This is a genomic window from Agrobacterium tumefaciens str. B6 (assembly GCF_001541315.1).
Taxonomy (GTDB): Bacteria; Pseudomonadota; Alphaproteobacteria; order Rhizobiales; family Rhizobiaceae; genus Agrobacterium; species Agrobacterium radiobacter.
Genome location: NZ_LMVK01000052.1, coordinates 1 through 23,068 on the forward strand (window position 1 = coordinate 1; position 23,068 = coordinate 23,068).

General features: G+C 56.7%; 15 protein-coding genes, 1 pseudogene and 1 riboswitch. Of the genes and pseudogenes, 9 read left to right on the top strand and 7 right to left on the bottom strand.

Annotation, left to right across the window (positions count from 1 at the left end; genetic code table 11):
• A riboswitch (FMN riboswitch) is annotated at positions 1-130 on the bottom strand. This riboswitch is flagged as partial in the annotation.
• Positions 131-298: 168 nt separating this feature from the next.
• A pseudogene (locus ASB65_RS25895) lies at positions 299-1,049 on the top strand (IS6 family transposase).
• 289 nt (positions 1,050-1,338) lie between these two features.
• Here ASB65_RS25895 and ASB65_RS25900 read toward each other — a convergent pair.
• Together ASB65_RS25900 and ASB65_RS25905 are read right to left on the bottom strand one after the other, a co-directional pair.
• Positions 1,339-2,625 carry a sensor histidine kinase gene (locus ASB65_RS25900; protein ID WP_060725844.1) on the bottom strand — a complete coding sequence of 429 codons (1,287 nt, stop codon included), beginning with the start codon at positions 2,623-2,625 and terminating at the stop codon, positions 1,339-1,341.
• 2 nt (positions 2,626-2,627) lie between these two features.
• Positions 2,628-3,314, bottom strand: coding sequence for a response regulator (locus ASB65_RS25905; RefSeq protein WP_060725845.1), 687 nt, complete (start codon positions 3,312-3,314; stop codon positions 2,628-2,630).
• Positions 3,315-3,460: 146 nt separating this feature from the next.
• Here ASB65_RS25905 and ASB65_RS25910 point away from each other — a divergent pair, with 146 nt between their 5' ends.
• From ASB65_RS25910 to ASB65_RS25920, 3 genes are read left to right on the top strand one after another with little or no spacing between them, the layout of a single operon-like run.
• Positions 3,461-4,885 carry an efflux transporter outer membrane subunit gene (locus ASB65_RS25910; RefSeq protein WP_060725846.1) on the top strand — a complete coding sequence of 475 codons (1,425 nt, stop codon included), beginning with the start codon at positions 3,461-3,463 and terminating at the stop codon, positions 4,883-4,885.
• Complete coding sequence (locus tag ASB65_RS25915) at positions 4,885-6,006, top strand: efflux RND transporter periplasmic adaptor subunit (RefSeq protein WP_060725847.1); 1,122 nt, start codon at positions 4,885-4,887, stop codon at positions 6,004-6,006. The genes ASB65_RS25910 and ASB65_RS25915 overlap by 1 nt, the downstream gene beginning before the upstream one ends.
• Positions 6,003-9,092 carry an efflux RND transporter permease subunit gene (locus tag ASB65_RS25920; protein WP_060725848.1) on the top strand — a complete coding sequence of 1,030 codons (3,090 nt, stop codon included), beginning with the start codon at positions 6,003-6,005 and terminating at the stop codon, positions 9,090-9,092. The genes ASB65_RS25915 and ASB65_RS25920 overlap by 4 nt, the downstream gene beginning before the upstream one ends.
• A 181-nt stretch (positions 9,093-9,273) precedes the next feature.
• Here ASB65_RS25920 and ASB65_RS25930 read toward each other — a convergent pair whose 3' ends face one another.
• Both ASB65_RS25930 and ASB65_RS25935 read right to left on the bottom strand, forming a co-directional pair.
• Complete coding sequence (locus ASB65_RS25930) at positions 9,274-10,521, bottom strand: type II toxin-antitoxin system HipA family toxin (protein WP_060725850.1); 1,248 nt, start codon at positions 10,519-10,521, stop codon at positions 9,274-9,276.
• Positions 10,514-10,849 (bottom strand): helix-turn-helix domain-containing protein, encoded by a 336-nt coding sequence (locus tag ASB65_RS25935; protein WP_060725851.1) that lies wholly within the window; start codon positions 10,847-10,849, stop codon positions 10,514-10,516. Before ASB65_RS25935 ends, ASB65_RS25930 begins: the two co-directional genes overlap by 8 nt.
• Positions 10,850-11,334: 485 nt before the next feature.
• On the opposite strand from ASB65_RS25935, the gene ASB65_RS27895 reads away from it, so the two are divergent.
• The 3 genes from ASB65_RS27895 (at position 11,335) to ASB65_RS25945 (ending at position 14,474) form a co-directional block, all read left to right on the top strand.
• A complete protein-coding gene (locus tag ASB65_RS27895; RefSeq protein WP_080868757.1) occupies positions 11,335-11,589 on the top strand; it encodes a type II toxin-antitoxin system Phd/YefM family antitoxin in 255 nt (84 codons plus the stop codon).
• Positions 11,586-12,008: a type II toxin-antitoxin system VapC family toxin gene (locus ASB65_RS25940; protein ID WP_060725852.1), complete on the top strand. Its 423-nt coding sequence runs from the start codon at positions 11,586-11,588 to the stop codon at positions 12,006-12,008. The genes ASB65_RS27895 and ASB65_RS25940 overlap by 4 nt, the downstream gene beginning before the upstream one ends.
• 318 nt (positions 12,009-12,326) lie before the next feature.
• Positions 12,327-14,474, top strand: coding sequence for a TonB-dependent receptor (locus ASB65_RS25945; protein ID WP_060725853.1), 2,148 nt, complete (start codon positions 12,327-12,329; stop codon positions 14,472-14,474).
• A 103-nt stretch (positions 14,475-14,577) separates the two neighbouring features.
• On the opposite strand, the gene ASB65_RS25950 is transcribed toward ASB65_RS25945, so the two are convergent.
• Positions 14,578-15,726, bottom strand: coding sequence for an ABC transporter substrate-binding protein (locus ASB65_RS25950; RefSeq protein ID WP_376905435.1), 1,149 nt, complete (start codon positions 15,724-15,726; stop codon positions 14,578-14,580).
• Positions 15,727-16,146: 420 nt separating this feature from the next.
• A complete protein-coding gene (ggt, locus tag ASB65_RS25955) occupies positions 16,147-17,904 on the bottom strand; it encodes a gamma-glutamyltransferase (protein WP_060725854.1) in 1,758 nt (585 codons plus the stop codon).
• 638 nt (positions 17,905-18,542) lie between these two features.
• Between ggt and ASB65_RS25960 the strand changes: the two genes are divergently transcribed.
• Together ASB65_RS25960 and ASB65_RS25965 are read left to right on the top strand one after the other, a co-directional pair.
• The gene (locus tag ASB65_RS25960) at positions 18,543-19,922 is read left to right on the top strand and encodes an enoyl ACP reductase FabMG family protein (protein WP_060725855.1); all 1,380 of its coding nucleotides are present in this window, start codon (positions 18,543-18,545) and stop codon (positions 19,920-19,922) included.
• A gap of 412 nt (positions 19,923-20,334) precedes the next feature.
• Positions 20,335-21,501 (top strand): MATE family efflux transporter, encoded by a 1,167-nt coding sequence (locus ASB65_RS25965; protein WP_236734528.1) that lies wholly within the window; start codon positions 20,335-20,337, stop codon positions 21,499-21,501.
• Between the two features lie 218 nt (positions 21,502-21,719).
• Here the strand turns inward: ASB65_RS25965 and ASB65_RS25970 are convergent, their stop codons facing one another.
• Positions 21,720-22,961 (bottom strand): ROK family transcriptional regulator, encoded by a 1,242-nt coding sequence (locus ASB65_RS25970; protein ID WP_020008973.1) that lies wholly within the window; start codon positions 22,959-22,961, stop codon positions 21,720-21,722.
• Positions 22,962-23,068 lie beyond the last annotated feature (107 nt).

Consider the following 23,068-nt stretch of genomic DNA (forward strand, 5'->3'; position numbering starts at 1 on the left):
CTATACCGTCGGCTCCGGCCTCTCACCGGATCTGCTGACCTTCCGGCTTTGGAGACCGGAAGCGCTCGCGGGCTCCGGGAAAAATCCCGATACCGCCGGTGGGGAATTGCACCCCGCCCTGAGAACATTGCCAACATAAGTTATCAAATGGGAAGGAAGCAAGCGGCAATATTTTGCCAGATTCTGCGCGCATGAAACGGATATCCCGATTATATCCGAGACCGGGTATTTCATTTCGGTATGAGAATTGTCTGCGGTGAGAGACCCGACGGGGCGGTTACGGGTAGCGCAACCGGCGATGTCACGTTGTCTGCGGCTTAACGGTTGGCGGATAATTGGGCGGGATGAGCTCGACGACGATCAGTTACAAGAACCACCGCTTTCCGCCGCAGATCATCGCCCATGCCGTTTGGCTGTATTTCCGGTTTCCATTGAGTCTGCGGTTGGTCGAGGAAATGCTGTTGGAGCGAGGCATTGTCGTATCTTACGAAACGATCCGGCGATGGGGCCATAAATTCGGGGCGGCTTATGCCAAGCAGTTGCGCAGAAAGAAGCCGTCACAACAGGATATCTGGTATTTGGACGAGGGGGCGATTTCCATCGGCGGCCGGAAACATTGGCCTTGGCGTGCCGTTGACCGGGACGGCTACGTTCTCGACGAGATCGTCCAGGCCCGCCGCGATACCAAGGCAGCCAAGCGATTGCTGGTCAGGCTGCTGAAGAAGCAGGGCCTTTCGCCAAAGCGCATCGTCAGCGACAAACTGCACTCATACGGAGCAGCAAGGCGGGATGTAATGCCCGGCGTCGAACATCGATCACACAAGGACCTGAACAATCGCGCGGAGAATTCTCACGTGCCGCTTCGAAAACGAGAGCGGATGATGCAGGGCTTCCGTTCCGTCGGCGGCTTGCAACGTTTTATCCCGGTCTTCTCAGCAGTCAGAAATCTCTTCGTGCCGCCACATCAGAAACGCTCAGCCCTGGCCACCCACATTCATCGCATCCGCGCAATGGCGCATTGGAAAGTCGTGACCGGCGCAACTGCGTAAGCTCATCGGCAAACGCCTTGTCGGGGATTAAGCGAACAACGTGACATCGCCAACCATCGTGAAAGCTTCGCTATCAACATTCTCGTCAATGATCCACAGGTCCTTCCATATCTGAACCTGGCAGCACAGGGCTATACCCTGCAGGTGAACTCACAAACATCCATAGAGAGCCAGACATTAAGCGCTGTAAACGTCGTGTAAAGTTGGATAAATTGTAGGCTTGGTGGCGAAAGTCCATCTTGAACGCGGAAGAGAACAGCAGCTTCCATCCAACACCCACGATGGGCGGTTAAATCACTGCCCTAGCATCTCGCGAACTCGCAGGGATAACGATTTCCACGCGTAGTCCACCTGACGGCGTATTGCTGGCTGTTGCGCAGCCGCCATGCCATTCGGCAGCGCGGCGGGTGATGGCGAGGCCGAGGCCAAAGCCTGAGCGCGTCGTGACGGTGGAGCTCTGTGAGAACGGTTGGAAAATAGCGTCCAGTTCCGCGTCCGGTACGCCAGGTCCCGCATCTTGGATCGAGAGTGAAAGTTGCTGACCGTGTACTTCCGAAGTGACGAGAACAGATGTCTTGTCTCTGGTGTAGGCAATTGCATTGCGGATCACGTTTTCTAGCGCCCGGTAAATCAATTCACCGTTGACGAAAGCAACGAATGTGTCGACACCTTCATATTGAACCCTAATATCGCGTGACTGACCTTCGAAACTCGCATCCTCGACAATCTCCCTCACGAGATCGACAACATCCAGTGTTTGTCGATCAAAGCGCGGAGCGTTTCGTTCCGAAAGTCTCGCCAGGGTTAGAATTCCCCCGACCAATTCATCTAAGCGTTCGACTTCTCGTCCCATTCGCTCGATCATTGCGGTCAACCGCGCCGGGTTTTGTTGCAAGACGCCGATAGCCGCCTGTAATCTTGACAGGGGTGAGCGTATCTCGTGAGAGACATCGTGAAACAACTGTTGCTGTGCAATCTGGAGTTCCTGAAGACGTGCTGCCGTAGTGTCGAGGTCGTGCGCCAGAGAGGCGACTTCGTCGCGCTTGCTGCCAATTGTATGTGCTATTCGAACATCGAGTTGACCATTTGCTATGGCTCGCAGCCCATATCGGAGTTGCTCCACAGGGGTGATAAAGTACCGGGCGAGCCAGTAAGCAGCAGCAGCGGCTGCCATGAGTGCGGCCAGCCATGGCACTGTCCGCGGCCAGGTTTTCGAAAGCACACCCTGAGGCGATCCAGCAATCTCGACCTCGTAGCAATTCCCGTCTCTCACCGCGTTCACAATTAAGTCACGTTCCGCCTTGCCAACACAGTCGATTGCTGAACCAACCGGACTGATGCGGATGGATAACGCGCGACCGGTACGCTGCATGGCCTCCACTAGCCTCATTGCAGCGTCTAAGCCACCAGATTGCAGGACCTGGGCCGTTGTTTCCAGGACAAGCCTGTGTTCGCGGTTGGCGACTTCTTCTTCAAAAGGGGATTGGAACATGGTGCTAATTGCAAACAGCAGTGCTATCGACCCTGCCATGGCAAGCCAGACCACGCTGAAAAATTTCCAGAATAGTCGATGCATCACTAGTCCTCTAACAGCTGATAGCCGCGGCCTCTTACAGCCTGAATCCACGGCTGCCCGTCTTCGCGGGTTCCGAGCTTTTGGCGGATACTGCTGATATGGACATCGATGCGGCGATCAAATGCGGTCAGCGGCTTGCCGAAGGCGCGCAATGAGATATCCTGTTTGGAAACCAACTGGCCGGAAGAACGCACAAGCACCTCGAGCAGACTGAACTCGGTGCCGGTCAGTTCGAGCTGGGTACCGGACCACTCTGCTCTGCGGGTTGAGGGATATAGCATCAGCGCGCCCGTTTTCAGCACCTCCAGCCCACCATCCCGTTCGCTTCGGCTAGATCGACGAAGAATCGCGCGGATTCGAGCGGCCAGTTCTCCCGGCGAACAGGGTTTGGCGACATAATCGTCCGCGCCAAGATTAAGCCCGGAAATACGATCAATGTCATCACCGCGGGCCGTCAACATCAAAACCGGGACATCGCTAACCTGCCGGATTTTCCGCAACACATCGAGGCCGTTCATACGGGGCATCATGATGTCGAGGACAATGAGATCGAGTGACGTCGTTTTTGCTACAACGACACCGGTTCTGCCGTCGTCTGTGGTGTCAACCGCGAAGCCTTCTTCGGTCAGGTATTCGCAGAGCAGATTTGTAAGCTCGATGTCATCATCGATTAAAAGCACCTTAGGCATGTCTTGCATCCGTCGCGTCGATGCTTGAATTCTTTAAGGCATGACGCCCGCAAATACAGCAGTTTTACATAACTTAACACGTTCTTGACCGACATTAACATCGCGATCCCTATAGTGCAGCCGACAGCTTAAAGGCAGCCCGGATCATGCGTATAGTCTTCTCTTCAGGTTCCGTCCTCGCGACGTTGGCGGTACTCAGCGGTTGTACCGCCCTTGGCACCCTCAAACCTTCAAGTTCCGTCGTGTCAGCCTATTGGCACGCGACTCTCCCGCATGGAGGACGCCCTACTGATCTCGTCGCGTGGTGGGCAAGCTTTAAAGATCCTTCGCTGACGGAATTGCTAACACTGGCGGAACGGGAAAATCCGACCGTTCAAGAAGCCGTCGGCAATATCGACAAGGCGCGTGCGACGCTCGACAGCGCACGTGCGGGCCTCTTCCCGTCGCTGGATGGGTCTGCCTCTGCATCGCGCGGGGGCAACAAAGGCGATGACCTCAATAAGATTGTAGCCGGAACGAACAAAAGTGGTGGTTTCGACGCGGCCTGGGAACTTGATTTGTTCGGCAAGACCAAGAAAGAAACACAGGCTGCGGCTTCGAGAGCCCGAGGCAAAGTCTGGTCATGGCATGACGCGCGGATTTCCGTCGCAGCCGAGGTCGGTGATTACTACGTCCAGTATCGCGCGTGTCGCCAGTTGGAACAGCTTTACCGCGACGAGCTCGCGTCGCAGAGAGAGACACTACGCGCCACTGAAAAGTCAGCACAGTCCGGCTTCACGTCAACTGCGGATTTGGCGCTCTCCCGCGCAAGTGCGGCGACATCCTCGTCAAATTTGACCGCCCAACGTGGTGACTGCGAAATCATCATCAAGTCACTGGTCCAACTGACTGCTACCGATGAAGTGGTGATCAGAAAATTGCTGGACCAGGGGAAAAGTAGCATTCCACAGCCTTCATCGTTGCGGATCGCCTCTGTACCGGCGGAGGTTTTGAGGCAACGGCCTGACGTCAATGCGCTGGAAGCAGAGGTCGCAGCAACGGTTTCGGATGTTGGCGCGGCAAAGGCCGACCTTTATCCAAGTCTCAGCTTGACTGGATCCATTTCAATCAGCGAATCCACCGTAACCGACAGATCGATACCGTGGTCCTTTGGTCCTGCATTGTCGATACCGCTGTTTGATGGCGGCACCAAAAGGGCTGCCGTCAGAAGTGCAGTGGCGGATTACGATGTTGCTGTAGCAAGTTACAAGTCCGGCGTCTTGACGGCTGTCGCAGACGTGGAAACAGCCCTCATTCGCGTCAACACGGCTTTGAAGCGTATCGGCGATGCCAAGACGGCCGCTGATAACTATCAAAGCTATTTCCGCTCGGTCGATGAGAATTGGAAATCTGGTGGCGTCAGCATCCTCGACCGGGAAGAGGCGCGTCGCTCGGCACAGTCTGCCGCCATCACCCTCATCGAAATCAGGCGCGACGCGGTCCGATACTGGATCGCACTCTACAAGTCCCTGGGAGGCGGTTGGTCCGCTTCGCCTGGCGCCTCGAATACCCTTATGACTGGAACACACTGATGCGTAGATCCGCTTTTACCTCTCTCGCCATGGCCCTTGCCGTAACTTTCCTGCCGCAGTCGGCCCGTAGCGAAGACTCCGCACAGACCGGCTCTCAAGCTGCAGCATTGACAGTGAGCGTCTCCAACCCTCAGCTCTTGAACTGGCCGGTGACTATTACCGCGAGTGGTCGACTTGCCGCATGGGATGAAGCGGTCATCGCCGCTGAGGTTAGCGGCTTTAAAATCATCGACGTCAAAGCAGATATCGGTGCGCTGGTTAAAAAGGGAGACCTGCTGGTGCAGTTCTCCGCTGATACGGCGCAGACGGATTTGGAACAGCAGCAAGCGACGGTCGAAAAGCAGGAAGCGGCGCTCGATCAAGCGGTTGCGGATGCGGATCGCGCCCGAGGACTGACGGGGTCCGGTGCGTTGTCGAAGCAGCAAACGACAGAGTATCTGATCAGCGAGCGCAAGGCGAAAGCCGACGTCCTCTCTGCGAAAGCTGCGCTGGCATCTTCGCAACTGACACTGGACCGGACAAAGGTTTACGCCGTCGATGACGGGATCATATCTGCGCGTTCGGCATCTCTCGGTAACGTCGCGAATGCCGGTGACGAACTGTTCAAGCTCATCCGGCAAAGCAGGGTCGAATGGCAAGCGGAGTTGCCGGTAAAGCGGTTGGCCGATGTAAAGCAAGGAACGAAAGCAGTTATACCGACCCCTGACGGCAATATTAGCGGCGAGGTTAGGTTGGTTTCACCCACCACGTCGACAAATAATGGTAGGGTCACGGTTTATGTGACCCTCCAGCCCGAGGCAGGAACGCAAACCCCGAAGACCGGCATACTCGCCAGCGGCTACTTCGAGTTCGACCACACCGATGCGCTGACAGTGCCAGCGACCGCCATCACGCTCCGGGACGGGTTTTCCTATGTCTTCATTTTGAATGAGGCTGAGAAGGTGACCGTTGCGCGGAAGCGCGTCGAGACAGGTCGCCGACAGGGCGACCGTGTCGAGATTGTTTCTGGTATCGAAAAGGCGGACAAAGTCGTCACAGCAGGTGGTGCTTTCCTCGCAGATGGCTCAGTTGTGCGAGTGTCCGACGGCGCCACGATTGCCAAAAAGGAGGAAGCAAAGTGAATTTTTCCTCATGGTCCATCCGCAATCCCGTCCCGCCCGTTCTGCTTTTCGTCCTGTTGACCGCCTGTGGTCTGTGGGCCTTCAATCGCCTCGACGTCCAGAATTTCCCCGATATGGACCTTCCAACGATCGAGATCAGTGCTTCACTGGATGGGGCGGCGGCGTCTCAGCTCGAAACGGAAGTGGCTCGCAAGATCGAGGATGAACTGACGGGCCTTTCCAAGCTGGACTCCGTCACAACAACGATCACGGATGGTTCTGTTAGCATCTCTGTTGCCTTCCAGGTTGGAAAGGACACCCAGGAAGCACTGGATGAGGTCAAGAGTGCTGTCGACCAGGCAAAGAACGACCTGCCGGAAGAAATGAACGCACCGACCGTTTCGAAACAGTCGTTGAACGCCTCGCCGCTCATCACCTACGTCGTACATTCAGACAAATTGGATTCTGCAGAGCTTTCTTGGTTCATCGACAACGATCTGTCGCGCGCGCTGATGGCTGTGGACGGTGTTGGTGAAGTCGGTCGCCTTGGCGGGGTCGATAGAGAAGTGAGGGTAGAGCTCAACGCAAATCTCCTCGATGGCCTTGGTTTGACCGCGAATGATGTTAACAGCCAGGTCGAAGCGGTGCAGTCCGATTTGTCTGGTGGCAAGGGCAGAATTGGCGGCGAAAGTCAGTCTGTCCGGACGCTGGCAACGGCAAACAGTGTAGAACAGCTCCGATCATTGCCCATACCTCTGCCTGCCGGGAGTTGGGTTCGACTGGACGAACTCGGAACGGTGACAGATACCCACAACGATCTTACCTCACTTGCCTACCTGAATGGCAAACCCGTGATTGCCGCTCAGATCAAGCGTTCAAAAGGATATTCGGATACGGCGGTCACCGAGAAAGTTCGCGACGCGATGAAGGTATTTGCCGCGGCCAATCCGGGCGTGACAATCGAAGAAGCCTACAACACCATCGTACCCACCGAGCAAAACTACGAATCCTCGATGCACATGGTCTATGAGGGCGCGCTCATCGCCGTTTTCGTCGTGTGGCTGTTTCTGCGCGACTGGCGTGCGACGCTTCTCGCGGCTGTTGCCCTGCCGCTGTCGATCATACCGACTTTCCTTGTGATGTATCTGCTTGGCTATACGTTGAACACGATTACACTGCTGGCGATTTCACTCGTGGTCGGGATTCTCGTGGATGACGCCATTGTCGAGATAGAAAATATCGAGCGACATCTCAACATGGGTAAAAGCCCCTTCGAGGCGGCGATGGAGGCAGCTGACGAAATCGGCCTGGCTGTTATTGCCACCACGTTTACCTTGGTCGCGGTTTTCCTCCCAACCGCTTTCATGGGCGGTATTCCCGGCATCATCTTCAAGCAGTTCGGTATTACGGCGTCGGTTGCTGTTCTAGCCTCGCTTCTGGTCGCGCGGTTGGTAACGCCAATGATGGCGGCGTATATGATGAAGGCCAGTGGCAAGAAGCACGAAGAGGACGGTCGCCTGATGCGCGGTTACCTCTGGCTGGTAAAGGGTGCATTACGCCGCCGCTGGATTCCAGTGCTTGGGACGGTCGGGTTTCTGGCATTTACGATCCTGCTGTTGTCTCATTTGTCGACGGGCTTTTTCCCGGCCTCTGACGACAGCCAAACGCAAATTACCCTCACCACGCCATATGGATCGACAATTGAAGCGACTGACGAGGCTGCCCGAAAAGCGTCTGAGATCATCGCAGGCGTAAACCACGTCACCTCGGTGTTTCAGGCAACCGGCACAGCCTCTACGGGCGGGATGAACAGCACGTCGAACTCAAGCACCAACAGCGCCACGCTCGTCGTCAATCTGACGCCGATTGACGACCGGGACATAAAGCAGTCACAGATCGAAAATGATTTGCGAAAAGCCTTGGAACAGTTGCCAGGCGTTCGTCTGGAAATAGGCTCTGGAGGCAACGGGACAAAACTCACGCTGACGCTTGCAGGCGACGACTCTGATCTTCTTGATAAGGCGGCAGCGAGCCTCGAGGCTGATCTGCGCACGCTTCCAGGCATCGGCAATGTCACCTCTTCCGCGGCCATGCAGACGCCGGAGGTCACCATCAAACCCGATCTTGCGCAAGCGGCCTCTCTTGGTGTTACGTCCAAGGCCATTGCCGAGGCTATTCGAGTGGCGACGGCGGGTGCCTATGATGCAGCTTTGTCGAAGCTTAATCTGCCCGAACGCCAGATCGCCATTCGCGTCATGCTTGACAGCGCGAGCCGTCAGTCGCTTGACGCGATCTCACTCGTCCCGGTCGAGGGTAAGGACAGCAAGGTAGCGCTCGGAGCTATCGCCGATATCTCAATCGGCTCCAGCCCCAGCCAGATCGACCGACTTGACCGATCGCGCAACGTCTCGCTGTCAGTAGAGCTGAATGGCAGAAGCCTCTCCGAAGTAACCGCAGAGGCCGCACAGTTGCCCAGCTATAAAAACCTGCCGCAGGGTGTGAAATTCGTTGAGCAGGGCGAGTTGAAACGGCAGAGCGAATTGTTCAGCAGTTTCGGCACCTCCATGGCAATCGGCATTTTCTGCATCTATGCCGTTCTGGTCTTGCTGTTTCACGATTTCCTGCAACCCGTCACGATCTTGATGGCGCTGCCGCTGGCGCTTGGCGGCGCACTGTTGCCATTGGTACTGACAGGGACAAGCTTTTCTATGCCAGCTGTTATCGGTTTGATCTTGCTGATGGGGATTGTATCGAAAAACTCGATCCTCCTCGTGGAGTACGCTATCGAGGCGCGCCGGGCTGGGATGTCTCGCTACAATGCCCTTATCGATGCCTGCCACAAGCGAGTACGTCCCATTATCATGACGACCATCGCCATGGCCGGAGGCATGCTGCCGGCGGCGCTTAGTCTCGTCTCTGGCGATTCAAGCTTTCGTCAACCCATGGGTATCGTTGTCATAGGCGGATTGATTACCTCCACCTTCCTAAGCCTTCTGGTCATTCCTGTGGTGTTCACTTTCCTGGATGACGCGCTTGTATGGCTCAAGGGGAGGATCGGAAGGGGCGAAACCAGGCAGGCAGAGGGATTTTCCACGCCACAAGTCTAACGCGTGCAGGACCTGCCGGGGGGCCCGGCGCTATATGGGGCGGCAACCACCCCATCTTGTTCTGACCCCTGAAACACTTCGCGAATGCCAGCGACCTCGATGTCCGCGACATCGAGGTCGACGGTCGCGCCGGTGATCGGGCTGGCCGGGGACGGAGCGAAACTGTGTAGGAAGGTTTTCGTCATAGGGCTAGCGCTCGTTGCAAATCATCATGCTCGAATGCACTGGCCATACGGTTGATCTCGGCTGATCGCGCACCGACCGCCTTCGCAGTCTCGCGCCATGTTGCGGTGGCACTCGCGACTTCCTTAATGATCGCACGGGCCTGGGCGAGTGTGAGGGCGAAAAACTCGGCAGCTTCTTCCAGCAGATCAAGGGAGCAAGTGCCTTCATCAAGATCTATGTTGGTCGTCAGGACGCGCGCCTTGACGTCAGTAGGCACTGGATTGAGATCATACGCAGGGGATAACGACCAGCCAGCTTTACCGAGCCACAGAAAGCCGTGATTTCTCAGGTGGTCATCAACGTTGGAAATCAGCACATTGAAGGCGACGCGGCGATAAAGCGCGTGCGCATCGGTCTTTCCCTGCGCGCCGTGTTCGGCCAAGGCGTCTACGATCTCCGGATAGCTTCCACGCTCGCCGTCCTTTGCGCCCATCATCGCCATCGCGGACAGGAAGGGGATCCGGACAGCACCATCGCGGTCGAAGCGACGCGAGAGCATGACCTTATTGCCGGCGACGTCGATGAGCTCGTGGCGGGGCGTGACAATGCCGGCTTGTTCAGCCAGTTGCAGAGCGACCTCTTCCCATGTCTCAATGCTGTAGTCGTCGGTTTCCTTAGGAAACTTGGCGATCGAGAGATGGCCATGTTGATCGATAACAGAAGCCTTCGGACGCGCTCCGCCAAGCGAGGAGCCAGGCGCGAAGATGAGTTGAAGGTCTTCGTCGGTTTCCTCATCGCGCAGAATACGTTCGGTGATCTGCAGCAGGCGGCCGAGCTCGATGAGGGCGGGAACGCCGGCACGGATTGGCGCCTGGAATTCCTCGTCGCCTACCCAGCGGAACCGGAGCGCGCCGAGCCGTGTCTCGTCGGCGACGCCAAGCAGATAGTCGCTTTCGGCAAGCGTGCGAACGGCCCGCCCATTGCGCTCAGCCAAGCGCCTTTCCGAGCGTTGCATGAGCCGTCGGCCCCAGGTATCGGGTGCTGAGTCGCCAATAGAGCCAAATGTTGCAAGGCCCGCGAGTGGGGCAAACGCTCCCCGGCTCAGAGCTAGAGCGGGCTCCAGCGAGAAGCGGTCGGGGTCCTCAAGCCAGGCACGGTCATACTCAAACATGATCGTTTCGGCACCACGGACGCGATTGCTCCGCGCCAAACCGATTGGACGTGTGCGGCCGTGGAGGTCGAGATGAATTTCAAAATCAGCCATCGCGTGACGATCCCGGCGATCGCTTTGGGTGAGCGTGCTTGGGCAACTCCGCACTGGCCAGAGCCTGGCCGACGCTGTCGTTACTGATGTCGGCGACTTGGCTCAGCCCATCTAGTAGGCCGAGTGCCTGGAGGACGCCTGCATAGATGCCGATGCTGACATTGGTGTCCCCGGCCTCGATCTTTTGAAGCGTTGAGCGTGAGGTGAAGGCACGTTCGGCTACTACCGCCATAGGTAGGCGGCGACGTCGACGTGCGTCGTGGATGTCTGCGCCCAGTTTGCGCAGCGCGCGCCGCACAGCGGCCGAAGGATTGTGAGGTGTCGGCATTTGCCACCTTCGCACTACAGATTAGGCCGATATGTAGCACGAAGATTACAATATTTCTAGAGGGATGGTTTGGTAGAAAGCTGATTGTTTCGGTGAGATTGGCATGGCTTTGAGTAGGAACAAATCACATACAACAATTTGCGCGCTAAGCCATCTAAGCCGGCAACTAATGACGGAACCAGAAGCAGCGGATGCTCCAAAAAACGATTCTATCCAACAAAAATTATATGAATCAGTGACTTAGACAGCAGAGTAAGGGGGAGGCGGTTCGTTTCTTTTCAAGGTGGAGACGTCCGGCAGGGCCCACGCAGATGCGGGGCTTGGTTTGCATCTGCATGGGCGATGTGGATCAGCCAGTCATCTGAGTGGCTACCCTGATTGCTTAACGTCCTCTCAGTAGAGGAAGCAAAATTGATCTGTAGCAGGGCATTGCGTAATGAAAACGAGGGCGCTATATGTAGGTATGTTCCTACACGGAGGCGCATATGGCTACTACCAGCTTGACCAGCCGCGAATTAAATCACGATGTCGGCAGAGCTAAAAAAGCTGCTGAAGCAGGACCCGTCGTTATCACTGATCGCGGCAGACCGTCGCATGTACTGATGACGTACGGTGAGTTTGAGCGCTTGACAGGCAAACGTCACAATCTCGTAGATGCGCTGTCAATGCCTGGATTGTCGAGTATCGATTTGAATCCGTCTCGATCGGTCATTGCTACTCGCGAAGTTGATCTGTCTTGAAATATCTGCTCGACACAAACGTAGTCTCCGAGCTCCGTAAAGTGGGCGACGGTAAAGCTGATCTGAACGTGACGGCTTGGTTAAGTGCGCGGGATTCCCGTGATTTTTATATTTCCGCCATAACAATTTTGGAGCTTGAGCGCGGGATATTCAGCATCCAGCGGCGTGACATTGAGCAGGGCTCTCGCTTACGAGCCTGGATGGATAGCCGAGTTCGCCCAGGGTTTGCTGATCGCATCATCTCCATCGATGAAGCAGTTGCGACAAGATGCGCCCACTTGCATATTCCGGACCGCCGCAATGAAGCTGATGCACTCATCGCTGCCACGGCGATCGTGCACGGTCTAGTTGTCGTCACACGCAACATTCAAGATTTCCAGGAAACCGGCGTTGTTGTCGTGGACCCATGGCGCGGCTGAAAACAGGCACAGGGCGCCAATAATTTGCCTTTTCGAGGTCCGCAGGGACGCGTGGTTGACTTCGCGGAGTAATGGTCGGCAGTTCGAATCCTATCAACTGCTTTACGCTATCCAGATAAATGACCCCCAAATGATTCTTTGGCCGGTCGCTTCCATTGGTAATGACCGTTCGATGAATTGATCTCGAACAAGGCCGATCTTTGCCCGACGCAGAATCAAAATTGACTCTTTTTATCATGTTATCTATTCGGCTTGATCAAAGCGTGAGGCCTCGAATCAGCGAAAGCCTGCGGTCGTCAATTTTGTCGGGGGCTTGTTATGAATGTTCGCACGGGATGCGCGATAGTACTGGCGGTTGTGGCCAGCGAGCCAGCTTCCGCCGAAGATACGATGCAACTCAAACCAATCGTCATTTCAGGCGACAGAGAGAAAACCTCCTCGATCGGAACATTGCCGGATCATTATGCCGGTGGGCAAGTCGCAAAAGGTATGCGACTTGGCATACTCGGCGACCGGGATTTTATGGACACTCCCTTTAGTGCAACGGCCTATACGTCGCAGAAGATTGAGGATCAGGGCGCGCAGACCGTTGGTGAAGTGATGGATAATGATCCATCGGTCCGAAACACCCATTCGTCCGGCGGAATGCTGGACTCCTTCTATATCAGGGGATTTCCGATCGGCGAAGGCAATTTCGGCGAGATGGCCTTTGACGGCGTTTACGGTATTGCGCCGGCCTACCGCGTTTTCACGGAATATGCGGAACGCATTGAGGTGTTGAAGGGTCCAACAGCATTCCTCTATGGCATTTCACCCAACAGCGCCGTCGGGGGCACCATCAATATCGTGCCGAAACGGGCTCTGGATGAAGACCTGACACGGATCACCACTGATTATGCTTCAAAGATGCAGGGCGGCGTTCATGTCGACCTGTCCCGCCGTTTCGGCGATGAGCGTCAGTTCGGTGTCCGGGCCAATGGCAGTGTTCACGGCGGTGACACGCAAATCGACGATCAGAGCCGAGATTTCTTTGTTGGTTCGCTGGCCCTGGACTACGAGGGAGAAAACCTCAGAGCCACGCTCGATATCATTGGACAGCATGAAAAATACGATGCGTTATCGCGTCCGTTCTACCCAGGCAGTCGTCTTGCAGCAATCCCGCCTGCGCCCGACGGATCGCTGAACGTACAGCAGCCATGGGAGTGGTCGAAAAGCACGGACCGCTCGGTTCTTGGACGATTCGAATATGATCTGACCGACGATGTCACCTGGTTCGGTGCAGCAGGCGGCGGCACCTCCTATGTCCATCGCCTGTTCGGCCTGCCTACCATTCTCAACTCCGCCGGCGACATCAGCACCCTGCCGCAAAATGGCGTCTTCGATGTCGACAGGCTAACAGCGGAGACCGGCCTGAGGGCGAAGTTCGATACCGGTCCTGTTTCTCATGCGGTTACCCTGCAGGCGAGCCATCTGAGGCAGAGCCTCGACCGTGCCATCGTGTCTGGAACGACCGATCTCAGCAACATGTACGATCCGGTGAGCCGGGTTGAGCAGTTTGTGGCGAATCCGGGCTCGGTGCCGAAAGTGTCGGAAAGCACGCTCTCTGGCATTGCGCTGTCCGACACCTTGTCGATGCTGGACGAACGACTGCAACTGACCGTTGGTGGCCGCTTTCAGCAGATCGACTCGAAAAACTTCAATACGGTCACGGGCATGGTTTCCTCTTCATCGGATGAGGACGCAGTCACGCCGTTGGTGGGTGTCGTCGTCCGTCCCTGGGATGCCGTATCCTTCTACGCAAACTATGCCGAGGGGCTCAGCATTGGCGACACGGCGCCTATCACTGCAGTCAACTCCGGTGAAACGCTTGCTCCCTATCGGACGACCCAATACGAGATCGGCACGAAGATCGATCTTGGCCATGTTGGAATGACGGTTAGCGCATTCCAGATCGAAAAGCCGTTTGGTCAGTTGGAATTGACCGGGGCAGGGCTTCTGTTTTCGGCAGGAGGCGAACAACGCAATCGCGGACTTGAGTTTAACGTCTTTGGAGAGGTCACGGATGATATCCGCTTGCTCGGTGGATTGACGCTAATTGATGGCGCGCTGACGAAAACATCGAGTTCCCAGACCCTCGGAAACAAGCCTATTGGTGTTCCCTCCGTTCAGGCGAATATTGGCGTGGAGTGGGATACGTCGTTTCTCGAGGGCTTCACCCTCTCAGCCAATGTGATCCACACTGGAGAGCAGTATATCAATACGACCAATAGCCTGAAAATCCCGTCCTGGACGCGGCTGGATTTAGGCGCGCGTTACAAGACGGAAATCGAGAACAGGCCGGTAACATTCCGTGCTTCCGTCGAAAACGTCTTCGACAAGGATTATTGGTCAGGCGTGGCAAGTTACAGTACGATCGCACAGGGCGCGCCGCGCACGTTCAAGCTATCGATGACAACTGATTTTTGAGATCGCCAAGTCGGGACCGACGACGCCATGTTCTTGATGGCAGATGGAACCGGTCTTCATACCATCACAAATGCTGGGGCCGGCGCCACCACGCGAATGGGCATTACTTTGCGGAGGCATCGAAGCTGACGGCATAGCCGGGTTTGTAGTCGATCGGCAGAAACCGTCTGTGGTATTCAGCGAATGTCTCGTCGGGATCAAGGTCCGCAAAGAGGTCCGGATGAAGCCATTTGGCAATCCATTGGATGGCGACAAACTCATAGGGGCTGTTATAGAACTGGTGCCAGATGCCATGAAAGTTGTTCTTTATCTGTGCATTTGTACCAGTGTAGGCATGGCGTGCGGGATACCATTCCAGTTTTTTGCGGGCCTGTTCGAGGTTGGCGCCCGGCCCCAAAGGAATCCAGCGACCTGCGGGCGCGTAAGCCTGCCAGTCCGCACTTGTGACGATCACCTGATCGGGGTTGGACACGACCACCTGTTCAGGGCTGAGTTGCCCAAAGGTCGATGGCAGGAATTCGCTTCCGATGTTATCGCCGCCGGCTAGCTCAACGTATTTTCCAAAATTCTCGGCGCCAAAAGTCAGGCAGCAATCCTCGGAATATCCACCGATGCGCTCGATAAACACTTTGGAACGAACTGGCTTGACCCGGTCGAGAACGCTTTCGACCCGCGCCATTGCCTCCTTCCTGAATGAAATGATTTCTTCCGCTCTTTCTTCTCGCCCCATAATCTCACCCAGAATCCGGATTGTCGGATCGGTGTTTTTCAGGGGCGAATGGCGGAAATCGACATAGAGCACCGGAATATCAAGGGACGCCAGCTTCTCGACGTATTGTGCTTCCTCGTTTGCCTGTTTCGCTTCAAGATTGAGAAGGACGACATCCGGTTTCTGGACGACGGCGGATTCTATATCGATGAGACTGCCTTCATGGCCCTTGAAGGTGGGCAATTGCGCGAGCGCCGGGAATTTGTCGAGATATTGTCTGTAGGTCGCGGGATCAGCTTCGATCAGATCGTTGCGCCAGGCGACGATACGTTGAAACGGGTTTTCCTTGTCGAGCGAAGCGATCAGATAGAGTTGGCGCCCTTCTCCTAGCAGCATGTGCTGAACGGGAACGTTGACCTCTACGCGCCGACCGGCAATGTCGGTAATCGTCACGGGATGTTGCGGGGCGGCGTTTTCTTCGGCGCCAGCGAATGTGGGCAGCGCGAGCCAGAATGAGAGCAGTATGCCTAGGCGTCGTTTCACGGAGTATCTCCCATGGGCCTTAGAAACCTTGCGGAGAACCAGGCCCGCGCGTTTAAAAAAGGGATATTACGTAAGCGAGACGAAAGGGTAAATCGTTTGTGGGCTAAAAGCTGCTTCACCCCGACGCTTGTGACGATCCCATGCATTTGTACAAGGCATCCAGCCGACTCCAGTGGATCAATGGTCAATCCGCTTTGGACTATCGATTGGACAGGGCGCCTCTCCATTTCCGGTCCAGATATTGGTGAGGCCACAGCGCTCGCGTGATAAGACGCCTATGGCTGTTATTGGCGCAAAGCTGCAGAGGACCCGCCATAGCAGTATGAAGGAAAGCGACTTAGCTTAATTGTTCCTGGAGAGGCTGATTCAAGTCGTCTAAGGAAAGGCCTCGCGCTCATGCCCTTTCCGCGGGCGGGGCGTTCATTCCCCTAAAACTGCTCCCTCGCGTCGTGGATCGGCGCTGCCGGCCAAGCCCTGCGCGGTCATCTCGATAGCATGCAAACCCGAGTTCATCTCACCCGGTTTCACCTCGTAGCCCAGCGCCTTCAGCGGCCCGACCAGATCTTCCGCGCTGGTGCCGGCCTCGATGTCGTAGGTGCCGAAGCGGTTGATGAGATGCGGCTGGGCGACGATCGCCTCAACCGGCATGCTCCAGTCAATATAGGCGATCAGTGCCTGCGCCACATAACCGATGATCTGGCTGCCGCCCGGCGAACCAATGGCGAGCAGCGGCCTTCCATCCTTCATCACGATTGTTGGGGCCATGGAGGAGCGCGGCCGTTTGCCGGGCTCGACGCGGTTGGCGACCGGCAGGCCACCGTCATGAGTCTTGAAGGAAAAGTCCGTCAACTCGTTATTGAGCAGGAAGCCGTTCGTCATCAGACGCGAGCCGAAGCCGTTTTCGATCGTCGTCGTCATCGAGACCACGTTGCCATCCTTGTCGACGATGACAAAATGGCTTGTGGAGGGCAATTCGAGCGCGGCGTCCCGGCCGAAAAGTTGCGCGTGGTCCCATTGCGGCTCGCCGGCCTTGACGGCATCTTTGGCCAACGCCTTGTCGCCGTCGAGCAGCTTTGCCCTCTCGGCCAGATAGGTCTTGTCCAGCAGGCCCTTGATCGGCACCGGCACGAAATCGGTATCAGCGATATAGCGCTCGCGATCGGCGAAGGCGAGACGCTGCGCATCGCCGATAATGCGCCAGCTTTCGACGTTTTTCGGCCCTAGGGACTTGAGATCGAAATTCTCCGCCATGCCGAGCATCTGGCCGATGGCGATGCCGCCCGAAGACGGCGGTCCCATGCCGCAAACGTCGAGAGCACGATAGATGAAGCAGACCGGCTCGCGCTCGATGACGCGATAGTTGGAAAGATCGGAAAGCGACAGCACGCCGGGATTGTCGGCCGCCTCGCGCACGGTCTTGACGATCGCCTCGGCGATTCTCCCCTTGTAAAAGGCATCTGCGCCACCTTTGGCGAGCGCCGCAAGCGTCTCGGCATAAGCCGGGTTCTTCAACCAGGCCCCGGTCTGCAATGCGGCCCCGGAGGTGTCGAAGAAATATGACCGGGCCTCTTTATATTTTTTCAACCGATCACCCTCGGATGCGATCAGGGAGGCAAGACGCGGCGACACTTTGAAACCTTCCGTCGCCAGCTTTTCAGCGGGCTTCAGCAGGCTTGCCCATTCCGCCGTTCCATAGCGTTTGTGGGCTTCCTCCAGGAGTCGCACCGTTCCCGGCGTGCCAACGGAACGGCCGCCAATTACTGCATCCATGAATTTAAGCGGCTGACCTTTGTCATCCAGGAAGAGCTTTGGCGTGGCTTCCGTCGGCGCCGTCTCCCGGCCGTCAAACGTCGTCAGCTTGCCGCTTTTCGCGTGGTAATAGACCAGGAACGCACCGCCGCCGAGACCAGAACTTTGCGGTTCAACGAGGCCCAGCACGGCCTGTACCGCCACCATCGCATCGATAGCGTTACCGCCTGCGGCGATCACGTCGCGCCCCGCCTCGGCCGCCAGCGGATTGGCCGCCGCCACCATGAAGCTCTTCGACTCGACACGTCTGGCAGTCGCAACATCAGTCGCCTTCTCGGGTGCAACCGTGTCGGACGCCTGCTGGGCGGAGGCGATCGCGGTGGAAAGCATCAAGGCGAGAACAGCCTCACCGAGAAATCTCATTTTCATTAGCCTTATCCTCCAGAGAGGGACAACCAGTTCATGCAAGTAGGATATCAAACCGAGCCAGCACGCAGGCTGAACCCATATCGACCAAGGCGGAACGTTGTCCGGACTGTTCCTTCGTTCCCGCAAAGGTTCGGCCTTCACCGGCATTTCGCCCCTGTCCGTTGGTTCGCCCCGCTATTGAGCGTCGGTCTGGTGCGCCGCTTTTTTCGACACTATGGTGGCTGTTTCGCCGCATGTCCATCATGTCGAAGGGTCGACATATCGTTGGAAACGGAGCCTCCGTTAACAGCAGTGTCGCCAGTTCGATTTGTACCAAGAACTTTGTAAATTGCATGAGTCTCGATGCAAGCCGCCTCCCGGGACAAAAAAATAGGGTTGCTTTGCGCCTCAGGAAACGCCGATAGCCTCTCAAGCATCCGTAGACGAGCGTTTCGAAGTAATTCGTTTTGGTATCGGTGCGCCTGTCTCCAACGGCTTTGGCATTTCGCTGCAGTGTAAGAACAACAGGGGATTGATTTCACGTTTTGAAATGAACGGTCACCGAAAATGAGTTCCCATCCGGCGACTATGCGGTCATGTCTTTATCACAGGTCGTGTGAGCCGTTGCTCTACGATACGCGAGGCAAAGAGTTGACAGTATGGAAAATCCGGTTGCACTGAATAGTCTTTCCGAAAACACGGTCTTCCGTAAGGGCGATGTTTTCGTATTGTTCGGCGAACTATTCGGCCGCGGATACGCCACCGGCTTGCTTGACGAAGCCAGACGGGCTGGAATGGAGATTGTGGGGATCACCGTCGGGCGGCGCGACGAGAACAACGCGCTCCGGCCGCTTGACGCCGAGGAACTGTCTTCGGCGGAGGCCCAGCTGGGCGGCAGGATTATCAACATACCTCTTATGGCGGGTTTCGATCTCGATGCGCCCGCAGACGGTCCAACTCCCACCGATCTCCTGGCAAAGATGACGCTGGAGAGCTGGGAACACGACAAGCTCGACTGGGACTATGTCGGGCAATGCCGCGACATCGCTACTGCGCGTTTTACGGAGTCGCTTTCAAGGGTCATGACCGTTCTAGACGGAATGATTAGCGCTGGCCGCAATGTTTTCTTCGCCCATACAATCGCTGGGGGCATTCCGAAGGCGAAGGTATTCCTGGTCGTCGCCAATCGAATCTACAAGGGAACTGGCGCCCGCCACATGTCTTCGCAGGCCCTGCTCGACAGTGACATGGGAAAGCTCATTCTACAGAATTTTGACGATGTCTCCGCAAACACCTTTCGCCATCTCATTGATTTCAGCACGGCGATCCGCGAGCGCGTCGAAGCTTCGGGCGGACAAGTGCGATATACGGCCTATGGTTATCATGGATCGGCGGTCCTGATCGATGGGAGCTATCGTTGGCAGACCTATACCAACTACACCCAGGGATATGCGAAGATGCGGCTCGAAGGCATTGCAGAGGAAGCCTGGGCGACAGGGATCAAGGCAACTGTCTATAACTGTCCCGAAATCCGGACCAACTCGTCCGATGTGTTCACGGGTATCGAGCTGCCCCTCATACCGCTGCTGCTTGCGTTGAAGAAAGAAAACGGTGGCCAATGGGCAGACGAACAGTGGCAGGCCTGCCAGCAGCTTCTGGCCGATGGCTTAACGATGAAGGATGTTTTCCGGAAGATCGCCGCCATGCAGGCCAGCGAGGTCATGCGCCCGTTCTATGTCTTTTCGGCTTGGCCCATGGCAAACAGTCAGGCACAGGCCGATCTGACCATTGGCACGTCAAACGAGATCACCCAGATGCATCGGGATGGCAAGGTGATGATCAGCGACCTCCTGAGCGGTCTCGTTGTGAAGGCAACCGGGCAGCTAATTTTTGGCGAATCTTCCGAACCCTCTGGTCCCGTCCTGTGGCTCAACCACGATATCGTGGCTCGGCGACTTAACACTTCCCACCCGCATTCGAAGTCTTCTGCGCCGCTTATCGCGCAGGGAATGGAACCCTCACACCTTGAGGTAGCGTGACGGCTTCCCAACTTAGCTTGGAAGCTGGGTGCTTTGGCCATGGAGCGACAAATCTTGTGACAAGAACGCTCCTTCTTTCCAGCCGTTCTGACGAACACCGAGATGCCCCCGAAGCTGCCGTCGGACTTATGCTACCTGCTGCCCAGCTCGAAGTGGAGCCTGAACTGACGGTTCTGGGTAAATGTCGTCCCTCAGCCAACAGGATGAGGGCGACTGGGTTTTGCTTGACCGCGTAGCGATGCAGTCATATAAATCTCCCGGCTTCAGGAGGCCTGCCGCTTGTATGACGCCCTGTCATTGGTGAACTCCTGCTCGTTCAAGCTGATCGCAATATCCCCTTTTGGGTAGTTGGTGCGGTGGCAATGCAAGCGCCCACTCAGAAAATCCGACTTGCCCATTTTGGAATGTTGAGATGAGTGAGCAAAACCGTTCGGTCTCCGTGCCGACCAATTCGTTCCTGCGTGGATCGATTTCTTCCGTTTTTATTCGAACCAGCCTGCCGATCATCCTTGTGACCATGGTCAATGGGATGCTGATCGTCGCCGATGCTATGCTACTGGGTGCCTTTGTCGGGCCCGAAGCGCTTGGTGCGGTAACGCTGGTCTTTCCTTTCTCCATGCTACTGGTAGCGGCGTCAGCTATTGTCGGTTCCGGCATGGCCAGCGTGCTCGGGCGCCGTCTTGGCGCGCATGACATGTCAGAGGCTTGTGAGGTCCTCGCTTCAGCACAGGGTCTGGCTGTCGTGCTTGGTGTGGTCACGATCGCCCTGTTTTTCCTCGGTGGCGGCGCGATCGTTATCTGGATGGCAGGTGGCAACCAGCACCTCGCCGATACGGGGTGGCGCTTTCTGGCGGTCTCCTTTGTCGCAGCGCCGGTCATGTTTCTGCTGACCGTTCATTCGGACGCGCTCCGCACCGAGGGGCGCGTGGCGTTCATGGCCATGGCCGGTGTAATTCTGACGCTTGCGAATATTGCTCTCAATGCATTGCTGATAGGCTATTTCCAGTTCGGAGCCGCTGGTTCTGCTGGCGGAACTGCGCTGGCACAGCTAATTGCGCTTTTGCTCATCATTGGCTATCGCATGGCGGGCAAGGGCATTTTGCCAGTTGTCGGTTTTCGGATTGGTCGAAGTTGGGGTGAGATGCTGGCCCTGGGAATACCGAGAAGCATGAACTTCATCGGTCTCTCCCTGAGTTCTGCGGCGGTTCTATTCTCATTGCATCGCCTGAATCTTGGCAATCAGGAAACCATGGTGACCGCATATGGCGTCGTCATGCGTATCATGACTTTCGCGTTTCTGCCCCTTATGGGCATGAGCCTCGCCCTACAGGCGATTGTCGGCAACACCATTGGGGCAGGACAAGCCGATCGGGCGTCGGATACATTGCGTTTGGCCATTTGTGTCAGTGCGGTTTATGGCCTCCTTACTCAGTTGACCCTGAGCCTGGCGCGCGATGGCCTTGGATGGCTCTTCGTGAGTGATGCCACGGTGGCGCTGGAAGTGGCCAGGATTGTTCCAGTCTATGTTGCCGCCTACTTCGCCTTCGGTCCTGTCCTGATGGCCGCGAGCTATGTATAAGCCGTTGGGAAGGTGCGTCAGACCGCGATCCTCTCGCTGGGCCGAACCTATCTGTTCGCCATTCCACTGACCCTGACACTTCCCTTGATCTGGGGGAAAACAGGCATCTGGGCGGCAGCGCCGATGGCAGACGTTATGATGCTCGTTCTGGCAGGGCTTATCTGGCGGCGAGACCGCTAGAAATCAGGTGAGACGCGTGACAACGCACGCTTTCTCGTTCACTTAAGCGCCGGGTGCGCACTATGGCGCAAAATCACCGTTTCGACGTTTTTTGCCTTCATCTGTTCCTCGACCACGAGAATAGCGGCGCCCATGACGCCTGCGTCCGGATCCGGGGGCGAGATCACCAGCTCCAGTTCTCTGGTTGCCAGTGGAAGCGAGCGTTTGTAGACCAGCTCGCGTATGCCGGCCAGAAGGTGGTCGTTGACGATCGCAAGTGTGCCGCCGATGACGATCATCTGCGGGTTGAGGATGCTCACGAGGCTCGTCATGACCTCGCCGAGAATGCGACCGGATTCCCTGACGAGGTGGATGGCAAGCGGTTGGCCAAGCTCCACCAGTCGGGTCACGTCACGGGCGGTGTGCGCCTCGATGCCCTCTCTCCGCAATTCGCGTGCGATTGCCCATCCGGCCGCGCGTGCCTCGACGCAGCCGATCTTGCCGCAGCGGCAGAGTGGTGCGGGTTCGCGCGCGAACTGGATATGGCCGATATCGCCTGCGGCACCTTGCGCGCCACGATAAAGGCGGCCTTCCGTAATGATGCCGCTGCCGATGCCCGTCCCGACCTTGACAAAAACCATCTCGCTGATGTTTGTCCGTCGCTGCCGATGGTCGCTCAACGCCAGAAGGTTCACGTCGTTTTCGGCGTAGACTGGAACGCCGAATCTTTCTTCAAGATGTTGCCTGATTTCGAAATTGTCCCATCCGACCATCACGGAAGGACCGACGACCCGGCCGTTGGCGTAGTCTACAGGAGCGGGCAGGCCTATGCCGATGCCCAGCACGTCGCCGGTTGTTTTGCCAATCCTCGATAAAAGTGCCTCGAACTGCTCTTCGATCCAGTTCAGAACCACAGCAGGGCCGCGCAGAATATCGAACGTTTCCGCGATTTCCGTGAGGATGCGCGGCTGCAGGTCGGTGACGGCGACGCGGATATGCTGCTCGCCGATGTCGACGGAGAGGACGACAGCAAAATCGCGGTTGAGATCAAGGGCCCGCGTCGGGCGTCCGCCACTCGGAAGCGTTTCCTCCGTCTCGCGGATCAACCCCGCATCGATCAGGCCTGCGAGTTTCTGGTGTACGGTCGCCCGCGAGAGACCGGAAAGTTCGGTCAGCGCACTCCGCGAACGGGCGCGACCCGAACCGACGAGCGACAGCAGCGCGGCGCTTGCCTTGATCGCGTTGAGATCGCCCTGCCATTCGCGAGGGGTAGATCCTTGTCCGGAGGTTGTGCTTGCCATTGCCGGTTCCCGTTCCTCACAGCGTCTTTGAGTGTCTGGCATGCGGCCGCGTGCCTGACGAGACTGCTTACCAACATTTGGTAGAAAATCCCCTTATAATCCGAAAT